This window comes from Wolbachia endosymbiont of Armadillidium vulgare str. wVulC, assembly GCF_001027565.1.
In the GTDB taxonomy this organism is placed as follows: domain Bacteria; phylum Pseudomonadota; class Alphaproteobacteria; order Rickettsiales; family Anaplasmataceae; genus Wolbachia.
This window is the reverse complement of the sequence record NZ_ALWU01000008.1, coordinates 19,075-36,695: the sequence shown is the minus strand read 5'-3', so window position 1 is coordinate 36,695 and position 17,621 is coordinate 19,075. Positions and strand designations below refer to the sequence as shown.

The 17,621-nt window shown below is 35.0% G+C and carries 12 protein-coding genes and 6 pseudogenes; 12 read left to right on the top strand and 6 right to left on the bottom strand.

The window, feature by feature from the left end:
* Positions 1–138: 138 nt before the first annotated feature.
* Together wVul_RS08800 and wVul_RS09855 are read right to left on the bottom strand one after the other, a co-directional pair.
* Positions 139–939, bottom strand: a pseudogene (locus wVul_RS08800) (transposase family protein).
* Positions 940–1,120: 181 nt separating this feature from the next.
* Positions 1,121–1,300 carry a hypothetical protein gene (locus wVul_RS09855; RefSeq protein ID WP_238580408.1) on the bottom strand — a complete coding sequence of 60 codons (180 nt, stop codon included), beginning with the start codon at positions 1,298–1,300 and terminating at the stop codon, positions 1,121–1,123.
* On the opposite strand from wVul_RS09855, the gene wVul_RS04805 reads away from it, so the two are divergent.
* The 5 genes and pseudogenes from wVul_RS04805 (at position 1,227) to wVul_RS04795 (ending at position 6,294) form a co-directional block, all read left to right on the top strand.
* Positions 1,227–3,167 carry a heme lyase CcmF/NrfE family subunit gene (locus wVul_RS04805; RefSeq protein WP_458694598.1) on the top strand — a complete coding sequence of 647 codons (1,941 nt, stop codon included), beginning with the start codon at positions 1,227–1,229 and terminating at the stop codon, positions 3,165–3,167. The genes wVul_RS09855 and wVul_RS04805 overlap by 74 nt on opposite strands.
* A gap of 132 nt (positions 3,168–3,299) precedes the next feature.
* A pseudogene (locus tag wVul_RS08795) lies at positions 3,300–3,573 on the top strand (IS4-like element ISWosp8 family transposase); the annotation flags it as partial.
* A 78-nt stretch (positions 3,574–3,651) separates the two neighbouring features.
* Positions 3,652–3,939, top strand: a complete 288-nt coding sequence (locus tag wVul_RS04800) for a hypothetical protein (RefSeq protein WP_238580405.1) — start codon at positions 3,652–3,654, stop codon at positions 3,937–3,939.
* Between the two features lie 55 nt (positions 3,940–3,994).
* Positions 3,995–4,839: pseudogene (locus wVul_RS10540) on the top strand (transposase family protein).
* Positions 4,840–5,055: 216 nt separating this feature from the next.
* Positions 5,056–6,294, top strand: a complete 1,239-nt coding sequence (locus wVul_RS04795; RefSeq protein WP_047759398.1) for a hypothetical protein — start codon at positions 5,056–5,058, stop codon at positions 6,292–6,294.
* Between the two features lie 190 nt (positions 6,295–6,484).
* Here the strand turns inward: wVul_RS04795 and wVul_RS09850 are convergent.
* The 3 genes and pseudogenes from wVul_RS09850 to wVul_RS04780 all read right to left on the bottom strand — a co-directional run.
* A pseudogene (locus wVul_RS09850) lies at positions 6,485–6,860 on the bottom strand (phospholipase D-like domain-containing protein); the annotation flags it as partial.
* Positions 6,861–6,900: 40 nt separating this feature from the next.
* Positions 6,901–8,379: a UbiD family decarboxylase gene (locus wVul_RS04785; RefSeq protein ID WP_047759397.1), complete on the bottom strand. Its 1,479-nt coding sequence runs from the start codon at positions 8,377–8,379 to the stop codon at positions 6,901–6,903.
* Between the two features lie 47 nt (positions 8,380–8,426).
* Positions 8,427–10,313 carry a DUF3857 domain-containing protein gene (locus wVul_RS04780; RefSeq protein WP_047759396.1) on the bottom strand — a complete coding sequence of 629 codons (1,887 nt, stop codon included), beginning with the start codon at positions 10,311–10,313 and terminating at the stop codon, positions 8,427–8,429.
* Between the two features lie 365 nt (positions 10,314–10,678).
* Between wVul_RS04780 and wVul_RS04775 the strand changes: the two genes are divergently transcribed.
* The 3 genes from wVul_RS04775 (at position 10,679) to wVul_RS04765 (ending at position 12,821) form a co-directional block, all read left to right on the top strand.
* Positions 10,679–11,419 (top strand): DsbA family protein, encoded by a 741-nt coding sequence (locus wVul_RS04775; RefSeq protein WP_047759395.1) that lies wholly within the window; start codon positions 10,679–10,681, stop codon positions 11,417–11,419.
* Positions 11,420–11,676: 257 nt separating this feature from the next.
* On the top strand, positions 11,677–12,066 hold the full coding sequence (locus wVul_RS04770; protein WP_047759394.1) for a hypothetical protein: 390 nt from the start codon (positions 11,677–11,679) through the stop codon (positions 12,064–12,066).
* 161 nt (positions 12,067–12,227) lie between these two features.
* Entirely contained in the window at positions 12,228–12,821 is a 594-nt protein-coding gene (locus tag wVul_RS04765) for a TIGR02217 family protein (RefSeq protein ID WP_047759393.1), read from the top strand.
* Between the two features lie 85 nt (positions 12,822–12,906).
* Here the strand turns inward: wVul_RS04765 and wVul_RS04760 are convergent.
* Positions 12,907–13,233 (bottom strand): annotated as a pseudogene (locus wVul_RS04760) (ankyrin repeat domain-containing protein); the annotation flags it as partial.
* A gap of 150 nt (positions 13,234–13,383) precedes the next feature.
* Here wVul_RS04760 and wVul_RS04755 point away from each other — a divergent pair.
* From wVul_RS04755 to clpB, 4 genes and pseudogenes are all read left to right on the top strand, one after another.
* On the top strand, positions 13,384–13,815 hold the full coding sequence (locus wVul_RS04755; RefSeq protein ID WP_047759391.1) for a hypothetical protein: 432 nt from the start codon (positions 13,384–13,386) through the stop codon (positions 13,813–13,815).
* Between the two features lie 3 nt (positions 13,816–13,818).
* Complete coding sequence (ccmA, locus tag wVul_RS04750) at positions 13,819–14,442, top strand: heme ABC exporter ATP-binding protein CcmA (protein WP_047759390.1); 624 nt, start codon at positions 13,819–13,821, stop codon at positions 14,440–14,442.
* A gap of 98 nt (positions 14,443–14,540) precedes the next feature.
* Positions 14,541–14,796: pseudogene (locus wVul_RS10535) on the top strand (transposase); the annotation flags it as partial.
* A 246-nt stretch (positions 14,797–15,042) separates the two neighbouring features.
* Complete coding sequence (gene clpB / locus wVul_RS04740) at positions 15,043–17,604, top strand: ATP-dependent chaperone ClpB (RefSeq protein ID WP_047759389.1); 2,562 nt, start codon at positions 15,043–15,045, stop codon at positions 17,602–17,604.
* The last annotated feature ends 17 nt before the right edge of the window (positions 17,605–17,621 follow it).

Sequence of the window (17,621 nt, the reverse complement as noted above, 5' to 3'; positions counted from 1 at the left end):
GAGAAGAGCTATAATTATTTTTTTGATAAAAATAGGCAAATCTGTTGGGCACACTTAGCAAGGGATTTTGAAACATAAGACCTGCTGCGAATCAAGCGATAAAAAAAAGGAAAGGAGGGTGACTAAAATCAAGGTTAACTAAAAGGAGTGCTTAAGATTCACAATACCAGCAATAATATTGAACCTCAGGTTATATTTTTTCTGAAAATTGCGATAAACATTCGACATAATCTTAAATATCTTTATCTCTCGGATCTTACTTTCTACTCTCATTCTAAATGATGCTAATCTTCTATTATGCTCTTTCTGCTCTGGAGTTAATGGCTTTTTACGATACTTTTTATATGGAATTATAACATTGCTTTGCAATTTTTGCCAACCTTGATATCCAGAATCGGCATATTTTATGCTATCGAGTGGTAGATATTTTTCTTGTTTCCTTATGCGAAAATCGCTCACGATATGACTTTGACACTGATAAAATTCTTCCTCCTTCTTCGATAATAATCTCAGTTTTCATAGTGTTGGTTCTTTTTTTTCCTGAATATCCGTTTTTACTATCTTCTGGCCTCTGTATTTGCTGTTCTGTAACATCAGCCAGAATTTTCAGTATTTTTTCTGGTGTCATACTTCTATCTTTTGTTATAGTCACTTTTTTGGCGAGTAATGGCTCTATTCTCTTAAGTAACCTACATACATTTGCGTTGTGCACATTGAATAGGCATCCTAAAAATCTATGTGTTATGTAAGTGCGATAGTACAAAATTACACAAAATTTCCAGAGTTGGTAGTTCTACCATGGCACTTTTTCTGTTTTTCAAGCTTTTCCCATCCAGACCTCACTTTTTCCACTACTTTTTCGAACTCCTCTATAGTTAAACCTGTTATATTACGAAAGTTTCTTCGGTGTTTCCTCATATTATAGTAACTAAAGCTCATTTTTTACCTTACTCAATCTGCTGATTCTTCTTCTACCTCTCTCCCATCATTTTTTCAATCACCTTTTGCAGCAGGTCTTGAGAAATTTGATTCATCATTTTCATAATAAAAATGCCTTTACTTCCTCTCTACTTTTTCTGGGTAAGGTCCAAAGGTCCGCCGGTCTACTCTCCCTATAGCATCAATAGCAAGCGTCAATTAACACTTTAACTTCTAACTTGTCATCAGTAATATTGTTTATATAAAAACTATAATTTTTTATGCCTGAATTTGGGAATATACTGCTATTGGTAGCCTGCTTATTGTCTTTGACATATTCGTTTTTACCGCTCAGTTCTTGTCGGTTTATTACCACTGCCATATTTTTTTGTGTATCAACATCAATGGCTATTTTGATCTACTGCCACATTACAAATGATTTCTCACTTGAAAACGTATATTACCATTCACACACAACAAAACCTTTGATCTACAAGATTTGTGGTGTTTGGGGAAATAAAGAAGGGTCTATGTTGCTTTGGACCTTAGTGCTCACCTTTTACCTATTTTTGATGGGTATTTTTACTGATAACGACAGTAAATTGAAGAAAGTATCCTTGATCACCCAAGGCTTGATTTGCTTTTGTTTTTTATTGTTCACTTTACTTGAATCCAGCCCCTTCACTAAAATGCCAGGCATTGAAACAGATGGACTGGGTTTTAATCCGATATTGCAAGATATAGGTCTTGCTATTCACCCACCGATATTATATTTGGGGTACCTTGGGTTTAGCGTTCCTTTTTCGCTCTCTATAGCTGGATTAATTGCAAAAGTTGAAGGAAATGTTTGGGCTAAAATTGTCAGGCCTTGGGTACTTATTTCTTGGTCGCTGCTCACTTTTGGCATCAGCTTAGGTAGCTGGTGGGCGTATCGCGAACTTGGGTGGGGTGGATTTTGGTTTTGGGATCCAGTAGAAAACGTTTCTTTGATGCCGTGGCTAATTGCAGTAGCGCTTACACATTTGTTGCTCGTGGTACGGAATTTCAATATTTTGAGGAACTTTGCTATTTTGCTTACGCTTACAACTTTTATCTTGAGTGTGACTGGAACATTTCTAGTTCGCTCAGGAATACTCACCTCAGTGCACACGTTTGCAGATGACCCAAGATATGGACTATATATATTAGCTCTACTTGGTATAATTACAGTCAGTAGCTTAGTAATATTCGTAGTATTTACGAGAAAAAATTGCACATCTTTTCAGTGCTCGACATTGGAATCTGAAAAGAAATCTGCTACTCAAGTGACAGAGGGTAGAAGATTCTTTTCACGCCTTACGATGATGCTGATGAACAATTTATTATTCATCACTGCCTTTTTCATTGTGTTCGTTGGCACCTTATACCCTACAGTGCTCGAATATTTAACCGGTGAATTAATTTCAGTTGGAGCACCATACTATAATTCCTTATTTAACCCTATTGCACTGGCTATTCTAGTGCTCACCATGATCGGGCAATACTGCTGTTGGCAGGGAAATAGTCTATTGCCAATATTCCGTGAATATAGATTTTCATTCTGTAGTGCTGCAGCTATTTTGCCGTTTATCTTTCACATGGAGCTAATAATTGTGCTATCAGTTGCTATCTCCATAGCATTATTAGTCTTTATTTTAGAAGCATATAGTAAAAGAATTCGTTTATTTAAGGTAGCACTTGGTGAATCAATTTTATTAGCAAGAAAAGTTTCTAAATCCTACTATGCAATGATGCTTGCTCATGCTGGAGTGGCAATTCTAGTGCTTGGTATAACATATTCGGTTGGCTGGCAGGAGAAAAAAGAAAATTACTTAAAAATAGGGGATAGCATAACAGTCAATAAATTTAAAGTTACTTTACGAAATATTGAATTGATAAAAAAGGAAAACTTCCATGCAGTGAGAGGAACAATGGATATCAGGAATTTGTTGAATAACAAGATATTAGGTGAGATAGCCCCTGAATATAGATTTTACCTTGTGGAAAGTCAGAAAAATGTTGAAAGCAATATCTACCACAATTTGCTTTCTGATATTTATGTCGTAATCGGTGAGATTGATAAGAGTAAGAGCAAAATCGCAGCTAAAGTGCACTATAAACCTGGAATGTCTGTAATATGGTTTGGATCCTTCCTCATCGCTTTTGGTTTGCTCCTTGCCGCCTTTTCTTCTGGCAAAAAAGTTAAGCCACCTGTTCGTTTAATATCATAAAATTGTATCCGTTCAGGCAATGGCGTCAACTTAAGGGGAGATATTAAGGAGTAAAATACTACAAGAGACAGGACTTTTGTTTCTATTTTATTTCAATAAAAAAGTTTAAAATGTGTCTTTTTTAGGTGAGACATGCAAAAAGGAAAAAATCTTATCTTACAAATAAAAAATGCAATATACTCGAAAACTTTTCAGAAAATCCATTATATTGGAAAAAATAGTTTCACACGAACAAGAAAACTTCCTTTTTCGACAGTATTTTCTATAGTTAGTTAAAAAAAGTTTTGGAATAGAATGTGAACTTATGGAGCCGTTGACATGTACCTTCAAAGCAAGCTTTCTCTAAAGCAAGATATATTTCAAGAATTTAAGCATCCGAACAGCCTATCAGGATGAACCTGAATATGTGTGCGCCAAGAAAAGCGTTTAGAATACAGTTGGTCAACCTAGGCAAAGTCTAGCCAATAGCCTAGAACAGACCATTATGGTGCGTAAGGTAACGAGCGTATCAAAGCTAATGGAATGGACAACACAGGGTGCAACGAAAGTGAAGGTATTGAGTCCCGAAATTTGTTATGACATAGAGGTTGACATTTTCCATGAGATGGAAGACAGCATGAAGGGTAACAACAAGGCAAGTTATCACTCACTCTATCGGGATCTGAGGCCGTGTCATGTGTTGAAATGGATTCTAAGTGAACTTGGGAGATCCTTTGTATTCCTAAAAGGTGCTCTGGAACAAGTCAATAAAGGCAAGGACTGGAGGAAGTGACCTTACCCAGAAAAAGTAGAGAGGAAGTTAAGAAGTTTTTTCAAAGAGGTGTGATATGACAAAAAGAAGAGAACATACAGCAGAATGCAAAAATGAAGACTGGAAAAAGAAACAGGTCAATCATCAGCAAAAATAGGAAGAGATTTGGGTATTAGCGGCTAAGCAGGTGGGTAAAAACATACAATCCCAGGAAAAGGAACTTGTGACAAAGAAAAGTTTGATTTAAAGAAAGAGCTGGCAACGAGAGAAAGAGACATTTTAAAAAAAGCCCTGGGATATTTTGCAAACCAAAAAGAGTTTTTATAAAAGAACATGAAAACTGCTATAAAACACGGGAATTATGAAGGTTTTTGAACGTATCTGCTTGTATAGATGGATTACTCAGAAAAAAACAATAAGAGAAGAGCTCATACAAAGAAAAGCATCACAATGCAGGTACGGAGCTCCTAAACTGAATTAAAGGCTTTAGGTAAAATCAAAACAATGTTATGCAGAAAAATGGCATTCAAGCTAAGCTTAGATGAAGGTTTAAAACCACAAATAACATATTGAATCAGAATTTCACCACTGATCAACCAAACAAGATATGGGTTTACGTACATAAAAACCAATGAAGGATGGTTGGCAATAATAGATTTAGTTGATAGGCATAGATATGGCTATTGATAGGCGCAAATCTGCTTATAGCAATCAAGGATCACAATACACCTCTAAAAATTATCAATTTTTACTGAGTACAAAAAGTATTATTTCTAGACAAAGGTTGTTGTTATGATAATGCTGCTTCAGAGAGCTTTTTTAGTTCACTCATACTCATTGATACTTCACAACACCGCAATATTTGAATATATAGAAATTTTTTATAATAAACAGCGTAGACATTCTACATTGCATTCCTGAACTTTTTATTTTCATAGCAAAAACTTCTTTACTTCCTCTCTACTTTTTCTGGGTAAGGTCACCCGCTAACACGTAGCGGGATGACGGTTGTCGGTAAGCCTAAATTACTTTAGCTATATCTCTGCAGCTAACTGCGCTAATAATGCTGGCGTTAATTAAAAATTAAATATTAAATCTTTATACTTTTATAGATAGCGTTAACATTGAGGTAACATTGTGGGTACAACTAAGATTAGTAAATTTCCATATATAAAAGGTAAAGTGGCAAAACAACATGCCGAACCAATAGTTGAAAAAAATCTCTATACTATTTTAGGATTCAAAGATATAGAAGATTTTGAAAATAAGACAGGTAAGCTTGTTAATAAAAAAGTTTGGCAATCATTTGTTGACTGCTTTGCAAAAGAAATAGATTATGCAGCAACTGAAAAAGTTGTAAAAAACATCGTTTGTAACATTGCAAAGAGTGATCAAGGTAAAGCTTTTACCAAAATTGAACATCTGATATTAAATGAAAAACAAGGTGATAAAAAGAGAGAAAAAGCGATTAGAAAAACTGTTGGTATTTTGAGAAAAATCAATCCAGAAAAAGCCTTTAATGAACTTTCAGTAATAAAAAAACAAGCTGAAGATTTCTTACAAACCGATTTTTATAAAGCTCAGAGTAAACCACTTCAAGGATTTGCTCCATCTGGTGTACAGCTCTTTGCAGAAGTTCTAAAATATATAGAAACACTAGAAAAATTAGCTGAAGTTAAAAAGGAAGAGCTAGTTAAAGATTTCTTGTTAAATCATGTTAGTTCATTGAATAAAAAGTATCCTAAATCACAAGGCAAAAGGGAAGATGCTATAACAATACTATCAAGTGATGAGTTGAAGAATTTTTACAATAAAGGTGTAGAAGAAGGAATATTACAACCAATGGTATCTTACAAAGAATGCAGAAACCTGTATAACCAAATGAAAAATGAATCCAAAAGTATAATTAAAAGAGAAGAACGGGAAGAAAATTTGAAGAAAATAGATAAGTCGATAGTCAGCGCAATTAATGACATAAAAAAACATAGAGAAGCAATCCTTAACTGTAAAGACTTTCAAAGTTCTTACACAAAAGAGAAAAAAGAACATCCATTTAGAGGCAACGCATGTCAAAAAATGATTGATATATATCAAGGAAAAATTGCTGGATATCAGGAGAAAATTTGTCAAAACTTAAGCCAAATAAAAGCGATATTAAAAAGTGTGCCGCAAGAAATGGATGATGTGGAAGAATTAGAGGAAATAATCGATGGTATGCATGAAGCGAAGCAGTTTGATGAAAATTGTGACTCAGCTTTGATTTGCTTATCGAATATACAGAATAAGTTAGACGTTCAGCTGGAAAGCCCCCTAACAGAACTCAGAGCTTCACACATTAACGTTAAAATTGAGCCTCAAAAAAAGGTTTCTACTTAAGAGACTCAGGGGTCACAAAAGAATAGCAAGACAATTTCTAGGAAAAGTGAGAAAGAGGTCTCCAAATATTTTCTATCATTGGACACTAGGTTTAGGGTCAAAAAGGCTAAATAATGGGAGCTGTATAAGCTGAGAGGTTTCCGTACAGTTCTGCGAGAGACTGGTGGGGAAGTTCTGCTGATCTACTCTCCTTTTGATTATCAATAACTATTACCTTATTATGGGCGATTTTTGGCTTATTATCGATCCAAATCGGTATTCCATTTGAAAACAGTTCACTTATAACACTATATTTGAGTGGAGTTGTGATTTATCTAAGACGACTTTAACATCAACACCACGCTCTTTGCGTTAATCAAAGATTTTGCAACTGTTCCAAGAGTAAATGTATATTCTTGAACTAAGATAGACTCTTTAGATTGGTCTATCTCGCTGATTATCGGTACAGCGCAGTCTTCTTCAGGTGAGAAACAAACTGTAGCTTTTGGGCAAGGCGAGAATATAGGACCCGCATGGTAATACAGAGAAAAACATGCTAACAAAAATAGAAGATACAAAAGCCTCACAAACCACACCTAAATACACGGCGGTAGTCTACATCATAGTTTAATCACCTGTCAATCCATATTCTCCCCACTTCTCTGTAACTTTTTTTACTATTTCTTCATCCATTTTAATTTTTCTTCCCCACTCTCGTTTGGTTTCAGGTGGAAGTTTGTTTGTTGCATCAAACCCTATTTTACCTCCAAGTCCGCTTTCAGGAGAGGCAAAATCTAAATAATCAATAGGGGCATTCTCTATCATGATTGTATCACGCACAGGGTCCATTCTTGTTGACATTGACCACATCACTTCCTTCCAATCACGTATATTTATATCATCATCAACAACTATAATAAATTTCGTGTATAAAAATTGCTTGAGAAAAGAGAGTATACCCATAACAATTCTTTTTGCGTGTCCAGGATAAGATTTTTTTATCGACACTATCGCTATTCTATATGAGCAACCTTCTGGAGGCAGGTAAAAGTCCACTATCTCTGGAAATTGATTGACAAGAATTGGCACAAAAATTTCATTGAGCGCTTCACCAAGAATTGATGGTTCATCAGGTGGCTTGCCAGTGAAAGTGCTGAGATAAATCGGGGTTTTGCGCATTGTAATTGCAGTAATATTAAATTCAGGAAATTGCTCAACAGAATTATAGTAACCGGTATGGTCTCCGTATGGCCCTTCATCTTGATACCTATCCAAACTCATATAGCCTTCCAAAACGATCTCTGCGTGAGCTGGAACCTGAAGGGGAATAGTTCTACAATTTACAAGCTCAAGAGGCTTTTTGCGCAGCAGCCCAGCAAATTGGTATTCCGACAATGTTTCTGGCACCGGAGTTACCGCAGCAATAATTGTTGCAGGATCACTACCAATCACAGCAGCAGCAGGAAATTTCACATTTTGCCCGCTCTCTTTCCATCGTTTATGGTGACCTGCACCACCACGATGTGCAAGCCAGCGCATTAAAGTCGTTTTTTTATCCACGACCTGCATACGATATATTCCAAGATTAAAGTTATCTTGCTTGTCTGCTGTTGGTCCTTTTGTGACCACAAGCGGCCAGGTGATAAGCGGTGCAGGCTCATTTGGCCAGCATGTCTGAATAGGCAGCAGACCTAAGTCAACCTTATCCCCAGTCAGCACCACCTCTTGACATGGAGCTTTGCTCACAACTTTGCTTCGCATTGACAATACAACTTTCAGCAAAGGAAACATCTTCACAGCATCCTTGAAGGTTTTGGGTAGCTCAGGTGATCGCAAAAATGCTAGAAGTTTACCTAAATCTCTTAGCTCACCAGCAAGTCCCAATGCAATTCTCTCAATAGTACCAAATAAATTCACCAGAACTGGAATCGAGTTTTTGCCGTTTTCTGTGACAACGTTTTCAAAGATGATAGCTGGTCCTTTGTTTGACAAGACTCTGCGATGAATTTCTGTCATTTCCAGAACTGTTGAAACTTCCTTTTTAATCCTAATTAGATCTTTTTTCTCTTCTAAGGCTTTGATGAAGTCGCGTAAGTTGTTGTACATATTTTAAAAATTTTAAGCCTTTTAAGAAGTGTTTTCCCCAGCACAACTCATTCACTTATTATTATAGAAGCTCTAGAAAAATTATTCTCCAACTCGCTTTTTAAGTTTTTATACTCAGCAGTCTTTAATTCTTCATTAGTAATAAAACTTTTCTTTATAGCTATTACATTGCTAAATTCAGTTCCGTCATTTTGATATTTACATGATCTATTTACATATAACCAAGGAGAATCTATTTCAAAATTCAAACTTTCACAATTTTTAATTTTGATATTTTTTATTATCATATGGCTTTCCTTAGTTTTAGGTACACCGATAAAAAGGTCTGATACTTGGTCAGAAGCTGTATTCACAACATCATTAAGCCAATTGTCTCCTAAATTTAAAGCAGGCCCTAGATTTGTCTTAAAAACCTTATTTTTTTTCTGAAATTCATACTTAATTATAAGATCCTCTACATTACGCGAAGTAAGGTCAGGCAATTCTAAGAACTTCTTTTCTTCTTCATCAAGATATACTCCACTAATCATACGAAAAACAGAATCTCTTAATTGCTCATCTGAATAATATAATCCAACACCTGTTAAGCCTAGAGCTGCTTCCCCTTGCACGATAAGCTGGCCATATTCATTTACAACATTATCTTCTATAGTTAATTCACTATGGGATATCACTTTTGAATTTTCACCTTGTACAGCAGGAATTTTTATGTAATCCGCTTCCTCAGAATCGAGTACTAGAGCGTTCCTATCAGCAATGTCTGGAAAAATACCCTGTGCCATACTGACGGTATTAGTTGGATCAATCCAATATATTTTTCCACCTTTATTTGTTACTTTGAGCATCACATGATTAAAATTACCCATATTGGGTAACGCTGCTTCAAAATTCGAAATGCTAGTAGTTCCTCTCATAACTAAAATAGGTTGAACTTTATAACCAAGTTTTTGCAAAATAGCAGCCGTGCTAGCAGAAAAGTCTTTGCAATCCCCAACTTGAGAATCAGCAATTTTCTCCAAATCTCTCGGAAAAAATTTTCCTGACACTGTACGCCAGTCTCCCATGTACTGAACTTTTTCATTCAATAAAGAAGTAACAGCATTGATCTTATCTTCATCAGTACTCTCACTGGTAGCAGATTCTGCTATAGCTTTAAAAGTTGCAGGAAGTGGCTGGTTAATGACGCTATGATAACCAGGAGCTAACTTTTTAGCTAAATCCTCCCATTTAGATAGGCTTGAAAGTGATACCCAAGTGTTGTGTTTAATATTCAATATTCCATTATGTGGTTCATTTGTTGTGTTTTCATAAACTGCTTTCTTCAGAGCAATGCTTATAGAGTGTATATCATCATTTTTTTCCTCAGCGATTTCTAATACTTCTCTTGGATCATTAACTTTAATCTCCAGGGGTAATTCAGAATTGATTTTAGTATTGTCTGCTTGTAAATAATTTCCCCAATAGTTAAAAGTACGACCATAAAAGTTATCAATAGGAACCTTTTTGTTAACTTGTTTATACCTTAAATATACTTCTGTACCAATTTCTATTTTAGGAAACGATATAGTTACTTGCCTTAACTGATCGAAGCCTTTACTAGGACTAGCTAGCGGTTTATCCTCTATCATGTCTTCAGTGACTATATATTCCTCTCCGTTATAAGCTGTTTTAGCTTCTAAAACAGTCAAATCTGCACTATCATCATTGTAGATTAAACTATACAGAGAAAATCTATCACGCCCAGACTCCTTGAGTATTTTTGCTTGAAGTTCTACTTCCGTTTCGTAGGTACCATCTTTATTAACATTAATGTTAACATTAGAAAACTTATACTCAATAGAAGCATCTTCATACTTACTCCACCTTGCTTCAGCTGCAGAAGTTACAAAAAATACTACCAATGCTAAGTTAAAGAGAGTTTTTAAAAATTTCATTACGTCACTACATTTACTGAAAAATCATTTTATTAGACTTACACAATGCCACCTACAATACAAACAGCCAGCTAATTAGGAAAGAAACTTACTTTCTATAGGACGGCTGTTTCTTTACCAATCATTCATATAATTTACCGCCGCGTTTGTTAGTATTATACGCGGCGGTTATAATATAATCAACTTTTTTTACCACATTTACAGTTGATATACCTGGCGGTAAAGACCACCTAAAACTTCTGAAATGCCCGCGCCAAGTTTTCTAATATAACAATATACTAAGTTTTGATGCAAATATTTTTATATATTAACATTCAACATTTCTTTACTATAATGTGTCTTAATTATCTCTTTTAAGTAAGTGTATGTCTAAGATACCATTTTTATTGATTTTTATATTTGCAGTAGCAAGTTTACCAGTAATAAACAATTGGCTTTCACATCGCAGTCAAGTCTTAAATGATGACTATATAAGTGAGAGATTAGATGACTACATCAGTAAAAATTTTGATAAGATCATAAAAACTCTTCGGGAAGAATCAGCTAAAGGTAGTTATGCTAATGCAATCAAAAGTAAAATTTCTCAGCATAAAAATGAAATATTCGACTCCGCTTATCCTTACTCAGGAAATGAAAATAGCAATGTCATAGCTGTAGGGTTTTTTGACTATTCTTGTGGTTACTGTAAAGCTATGAAGGATGATGTAAAACAATTGATCAATGATGGCAAAGTTAAGTATATTTTTAGGGATGCTCCAATAATTAGTAACAACTCTTTAAAGGCAGCAAAAGGTGCTCTAGCCACTTATTTTATCGATAAAGAAAAGTACTTAGATTTTCACTATGCTGCCTTAAGTCACAGAGGAGAATTTTCGAATGAAACTATATTAGGTATAGTAAAAAATATAGGGATTAACGAGGACGATTTTAATAACTCTATGAAGAATAATGCGGACAAAATTGAGCAAATGATAAACAATAGCAAACTTTTAGTAAGGGATTTGGGAGTAGGCGGTATACCTTTTTTGATAATTGGAGATAGTCTTTTTGTAGGAACAACTGATTTGAATGTATTGCGCAAAAAGGTGGATGAGTTAAAGGGCTAATAAATTTCTTGCTTGACAGAGCAAATGAACCTCAGTATAGTAAGGCTAGGTGTGATAATCTTACATTGCATAATAGCTCAAAAAGGCAAGTAACATCTATAATTTGAGCGTAGCCAGTTTACAAACACTGGTCAATCTGTAAAAAAAAAATTAAATTTACTGGAGTTCAATATGATAAAGCTTAACTATCTATTTTATTTGACTTTTAATAAAATTTATTATATTTTTAATAAATTAACATTGTTTAGGAAAATGATATGACTGGTAACACAAATTTAGATTCAATAATTCCTGAAACAAAAAATGGTCAAAAGACGATTAAGGATTTAAAGACTGCTCTTAAAGAAAAAGAAGTAAGCTCTATATGTGATGCTTTAAAGCTTGTCTTTGCTACCATTCCTGCTTTTGCTGCACTTGGATTGGTTGTGTCTATGGTAGTAGTATGGGCTTCAGAAAGTTTAGCCGGTTTTGTATTACTTGGTGCAATCATAGCCTCTCCTCTTGTTGGCATAGCTGCTGGATTAATTACATATTTTTTAGATCAAGACCGTAAACAAGCTAAAGCGATAGAAAAGCCATTGGCGCTTCTGGAAGAAGCTGAAGTGTCTGAAAAATTACCATTATTACAACCCTCTATGCAGTCATAATATTACTGGTTTCTTCTTTCACTAGTAATCAACATCTTACATTTACTTCATCTCTTAATAGTATCTAGGTTTCTAGATACTATTAAGTGTTTGTTGTAACTTGCATAAACCACACTTTTTTTTAGCTAAAATATCTCAACTTCATTTTCATAGGAGGACATATGTCATTTACAGAAATTAGATTTCCAGAAAATATATCTTATGGGTCCACTGGAGGACCGGAATTTTCTACTGACGTTGTAACAACTCATAATGGTTGTGAACAGCGCAATGTCAATTGGTCTCATGCACGTGCCAGATACAATATAGCTTATGGAGTCAGGTCAAACGAGCAGCTAACAGAACTCATAACATTTTTTCAGGCACGAAAAGGTAAAGCAATAGGGTTTCGTTTTAAGGATTGGTCAGACTTTACAGTTGTCAATCAAGAAATTGGCATAGGAGACGATAAAAAAACGACCTTTCAACTGATCAAAACTTACATAAGTGAAAAAGACAAGCATACACGAACGATTAAAAAGCCAGTGCATGATACAATAAAAATTTACCTAGATGGTGAAGAGACAGAAAAATATTCAATAAATCATTCAACAGGAGAAATCACATTTATGAAGCCACCAGCAAAAGGCACAATAATTATTGCAAGTTTTGAATTTGATGTGCCCGTGCGCTTTGATACAGATTACCTAAACGCTTCTATTGATGACTATGGAAGCAATAGCTGGAATAATATTCCCTTGGTGGAAGTGAAGTAAGCTATTAGCTACCATAAAAATTAAGCAATGTTAAGTTTTTCTCTATATCTCTGCAAAAATCATCATAGTAATCAGACTTAGTTCTCTAAAGTAGCTGGTCACTTTGTGTAAATTGCTCAAAAGAAAAATCATCACTAAGTTGTTGTATATCACTCTCATCTTTATCTAGTAAATTGAGTTTATCAGATTGTGTTTCTTTATCAGTCATTAATAAAGGAATATTTTCGTTTTTATCTGTTATATCAATACCTTCCTCTTTTGCTTTTAGAGCACCTACTATATCTTTATAGCCCAGAATGTCAGCCAAATCCAGAGGAGTCTGTTTCATAATGTTTTTTGCATTAACATCAATACTTTCTTCTTTCAACAGAGCACGTACTACCTCTTCATGATTATTAATGGTAGCTAAATATAGAGGATTTTTAAGCTTGCTATTATAATACGTTGTTTTTGTCCTTCAGAAAGTTTCAGTCTACTGTCTTTCTTCAGAGAAGAAATTGCAAAATTTCTATAGTTATGGTATAATTATAAATACTGCTTTCCAATAAGCTGAGTACGAAAAATGCCTTTCGGACAAACCATTATATATAGCACAACATTACTTGCTGTAATTACAGTATTTTTCTTTTTTAGAAAAATATACAGAGATCGGATTAGGAGAATCGTATTTCCTAAAAAAGTCCTTGAAGAAGAGTGGGAAGAAGACAGAAAATTTAATGAATTATATCAAAAAAATAAGCAAAGAGAGCTGATGAAACAACAGGAAATGCTACGCGAGAAGCAAAAAGATATACAAGTTTACAAAGATGATCTAGAAATAGTTGATATAGCAAAACCGGTAGGTAAGTGGACAAAGATGGTTATGATAGGTAATGGTTTAATGCAGCGTTTTGCACAATTGATACATAGGGAAGGCGGACAGAAAGGGTTTTGGGAGCTATTTGTAAAAGCTCAGGCTTCAACTCAAGGGAAGCATAAAGGAAAGGGCAGATAATTCATGCTAGAATGTGAAAATTTATCCTGCGCTCGCAATAACAGAGTATTATTTAAAAATCTTAGTTTTAAAGCTAAGCCAAAATCAAAGATTTTAGTTACTGGTCCAAATGGTAGTGGTAAAACCAGCTTAATTAGAAGTTTATCTGGACTTTTGCCACCAGTATCAGGCAATATAATGTACTGTGGAAAGGATATATATGATGACATAAAATCCTATATACCTTCCATGGTCTATATAGGCCATAAAAACGCCTGTAAAGATAGCTTAACAGCTGGTGAAAACATAGAATTCTGGGCAAGAATACGGAACACTAGAGAATTAATTATGGCAGCCGTTTGTTGCTTACAGTTGCAACCTGTACTTAATATCAAATATAGTGAACTTTCTGTAGGATGGAAAAGAAGGGTTGCGCTTGCTCGCCTCTTAATTTTTAATGCAAATGTTTGGCTGATAGATGAACCCTTCTGTAATCTTGATAGCACAACGTGTGAATTAGTATTGAACCTAATCTCAATACGCTCTGAGCAGAACGGTACAGTAATTATTACAGGGCATAGCTCTACAGAACAATTATGTGACTTCACAACAATCGATATACGTGATTTCAATAGACTTCTTGTATAATTTTTGGCCTTACGGATTAGTAACCTTACCCAGAAAAAGTAGAAGGAAGTTAAGACGTTTTTGAAATAAAATAAAATGTTTTTTCAAAGAAGTGTGATATGGCAAATAGAAGGGAATATACAGCAGAATTTAAATTAGAAGCAATTAAGCTAGTCAAAGAAACGGGTTAACCCAGCAAAAATAGCAAAAGATTTGGGTATAAGTGGCGATTTGTTAAGCAGGTGGTAAGAAAATATAATGAAAAAATGTCTGGAGCAGACGCATTTCCAGGAAAAGGAAAGTTAGCTCCTTATGATAAAGAAAAGCCCTTGCCAACTAAAAAGAGTAAAATATTCTTTTATAAAAGAGCATAGAAATTATGGATGTTGATGTGCTTTGTGTTGTTAAGGGCCTTATAGTAAAATTATCAATATTCATCATTTCTCTAATAATTAAAATATATACTTAATATAATTCTATTTTTTACAAAAATCTTTTTTCCCCTACTTTGTGTAAATCTAGAAAATTTTTGTTTGTAATCTTTATCGATAAATGACTTTAGGTTTAAAATTGAGGAAGTAGTTGCTATATATACCAGCAAGTATGAGTTAAATTTGTATTATGGATTTAAATAAATTTACCGAAAAAGCGAAAAGCTTAATTCAGAGTGCTCAAATGAAAGCATTGGGATCTGGGCATCAGGTTTTTATGCCCGAGCATTTACTGAAAGTAATGCTTGAAGATGAATCAGGTTTAGTCCAGGATTTGATAGGCGCTTGTGATGGAAATATGCAGAATATTTCTGATGCTGTAGATGGTGCAATAAAAAAGTTTCCAGTAGTTAAAGGTCCAGGAAGTGGCAGCCTTCAACTTTCAAGAGAAGTAGCAAAAGTTTTTGAGGATTCAATCGGTATTGCAAGGAGGAACAAAGATTCATTTGTTGCCGTTGAGCGTTTACTGCAGGGCCTTGCTGCACAAAAAGATGATACTGTAGGTAAAATTCTAGCGGAAAATGGTGTTACACCGCAAAAATTGAACTCAGTTGTTGCAGAAATGAGAAAGGGCAGCAGTGCAGACTCGCCAAATAGTGAAGAGAAATTAAATGCGGCAAAGAAGTATACAAAAGATATTACAGAACTTGCTATGCAAGGTAAGCTTGATCCTGTAATTGGCCGTGATGAGGAGATCAGAAGAACTATGCAGGTATCGTTGAGGCGAACAAAGAACAATCCAGTGCTGATAGGTGAGCCTGGTGTTGGAAAAACTGCAATAGTTGAGGGACTTGCAAATAGAATCGTTGCAAATGACGTACCACTTGGTTTGCGTGATGCAAAAGTTTTAGCTTTGGATCTTGGTGCATTAATTGCTGGAACGAAGTTTAGAGGGGAGTTTGAAGAAAGGCTAAAAGCGGTAATCAATGAGGTTTCAAAAGCAGAGGGAAAAGTTATTTTGTTTATAGATGAGCTTCATACTTTAGTTGGAGCAGGGGCAACAAGTGGTGCAATGGATGCTTCAAATTTGCTAAAGCCTGCTCTTGCGCGTGGAGAAATTCGCTGTATAGGGGCTACAACTTTAGATGAGTATCGTGAACATATAGAGAAAGACCCTGCGCTTGCGAGACGTTTCCAGCCTGTGTTTATTTCTCAACCAACTGAAACTGATACTATTTCAATACTCAGGGGCTTGAAGGAAAGATATGAGGTACATCACGGTATTAGGATTACAGATGGTGCAATAATCGCTGCTGCAACGCTTTCTAATAGATATATAACAGATAGGTTTTTACCTGATAAAGCGATCGATTTAATTGATGAGGCAGCAAGTAGGGTTAGAATTGAAATGGACAGCAAGCCTGAGGTTGTTGATGAGCTTGAGAGAAAGATTATACAGCTAAAAATCGAGTCAGAGGTTTTGAAAAAAGAAAGTGATGAGAATTCTAAACAACGCTTAAGGAAGATAAATGAGGAAATTGAAAGTCTAAACAGTAAATTTGCTGACTTAAGCAGTAAATGGCAGATAGAGAAGAATAAAATAGCTAAAATACAAGAAATTGCTGAAAAATTGGATAACGCGAGGAAAGAGTTGGAATTAACTCAGCGCAATGGAAATTTAGGAAGGGCAGGGGAACTGATGTATGGTGTGATTCCTCAACTTGAAAGTGAGTTGAAAGGTCAGGAGGAAGTTACTGATAGTTTCCTAAAGAAAGAAGTTACCGAAAATGATATTGCAAATATTGTTTCAAAATGGACAGGCATTCCAGTTGATAACATGATGCACAGTGAAAAGGAAAAGCTTCTTAATATGGAGAATGAAATAGGGAAAAGAGTAATAGGACAGAAAGGTGCAATAGAAGCGATAAGTAATGCAGTGAGACGCTCCCGCTCTGGTGTGCAAGACACTAATCGACCTTTTGGTTCATTTTTATTCTTGGGTCCAACCGGAGTTGGAAAAACAGAGCTGGCAAAAGCCCTTGCCGAATTTTTATTTGATGATCAATCAGCACTTCTGCGCTTTGATATGTCAGAATATATGGAAAAACATTCTGTTTCAAAGCTAATTGGTGCGCCTCCTGGGTATGTTGGTTATGAACAAGGTGGCAGGTTAACTGAAGCAGTGAGGAGAAGACCATATCAGGTAATTTTGTTTGATGAAATAGAAAAGGCAAATCCAGACATATTTAATATATTGTTACAGATTTTGGATGAAGGCAGGCTCACCGATAGCCACGGTAAATTGATTGATTTTCGCAATACCATACTAATTTTAACTTCTAACCTTGGTGCTGAGGTGATGCTCAAAGGAACTGCTGAATCCGTAAAAGATGAAGTGATGCAAATAGTTAAATCAGCATTTCGTCCAGAATTTTTAAACAGACTAGATGAAATTATTATATTCCACAGCTTAACCAAAGATGACATTTATAAAATTATAGATGTTCAATTCTCTTATTTACAAAAGATGCTTGCTAAGCGTAAACTAAGTATGAATTTGTCACAGGAAGCTAAAGAACTAATAGCACAAACTGGCTATGATCCTGAATATGGAGCAAGACCTCTAAAAAGGGTAATACAGGAATATATTCAAAATAACCTAGCTAAGTTAGTTTTATCAGGGGAAGTAGTAGAAGGAGATGAGCTAATAGTGCACGCTTCCGGTAATGAAATCTTAGTTAAAAAGATTTAAATTCGCTGTGTATTTTT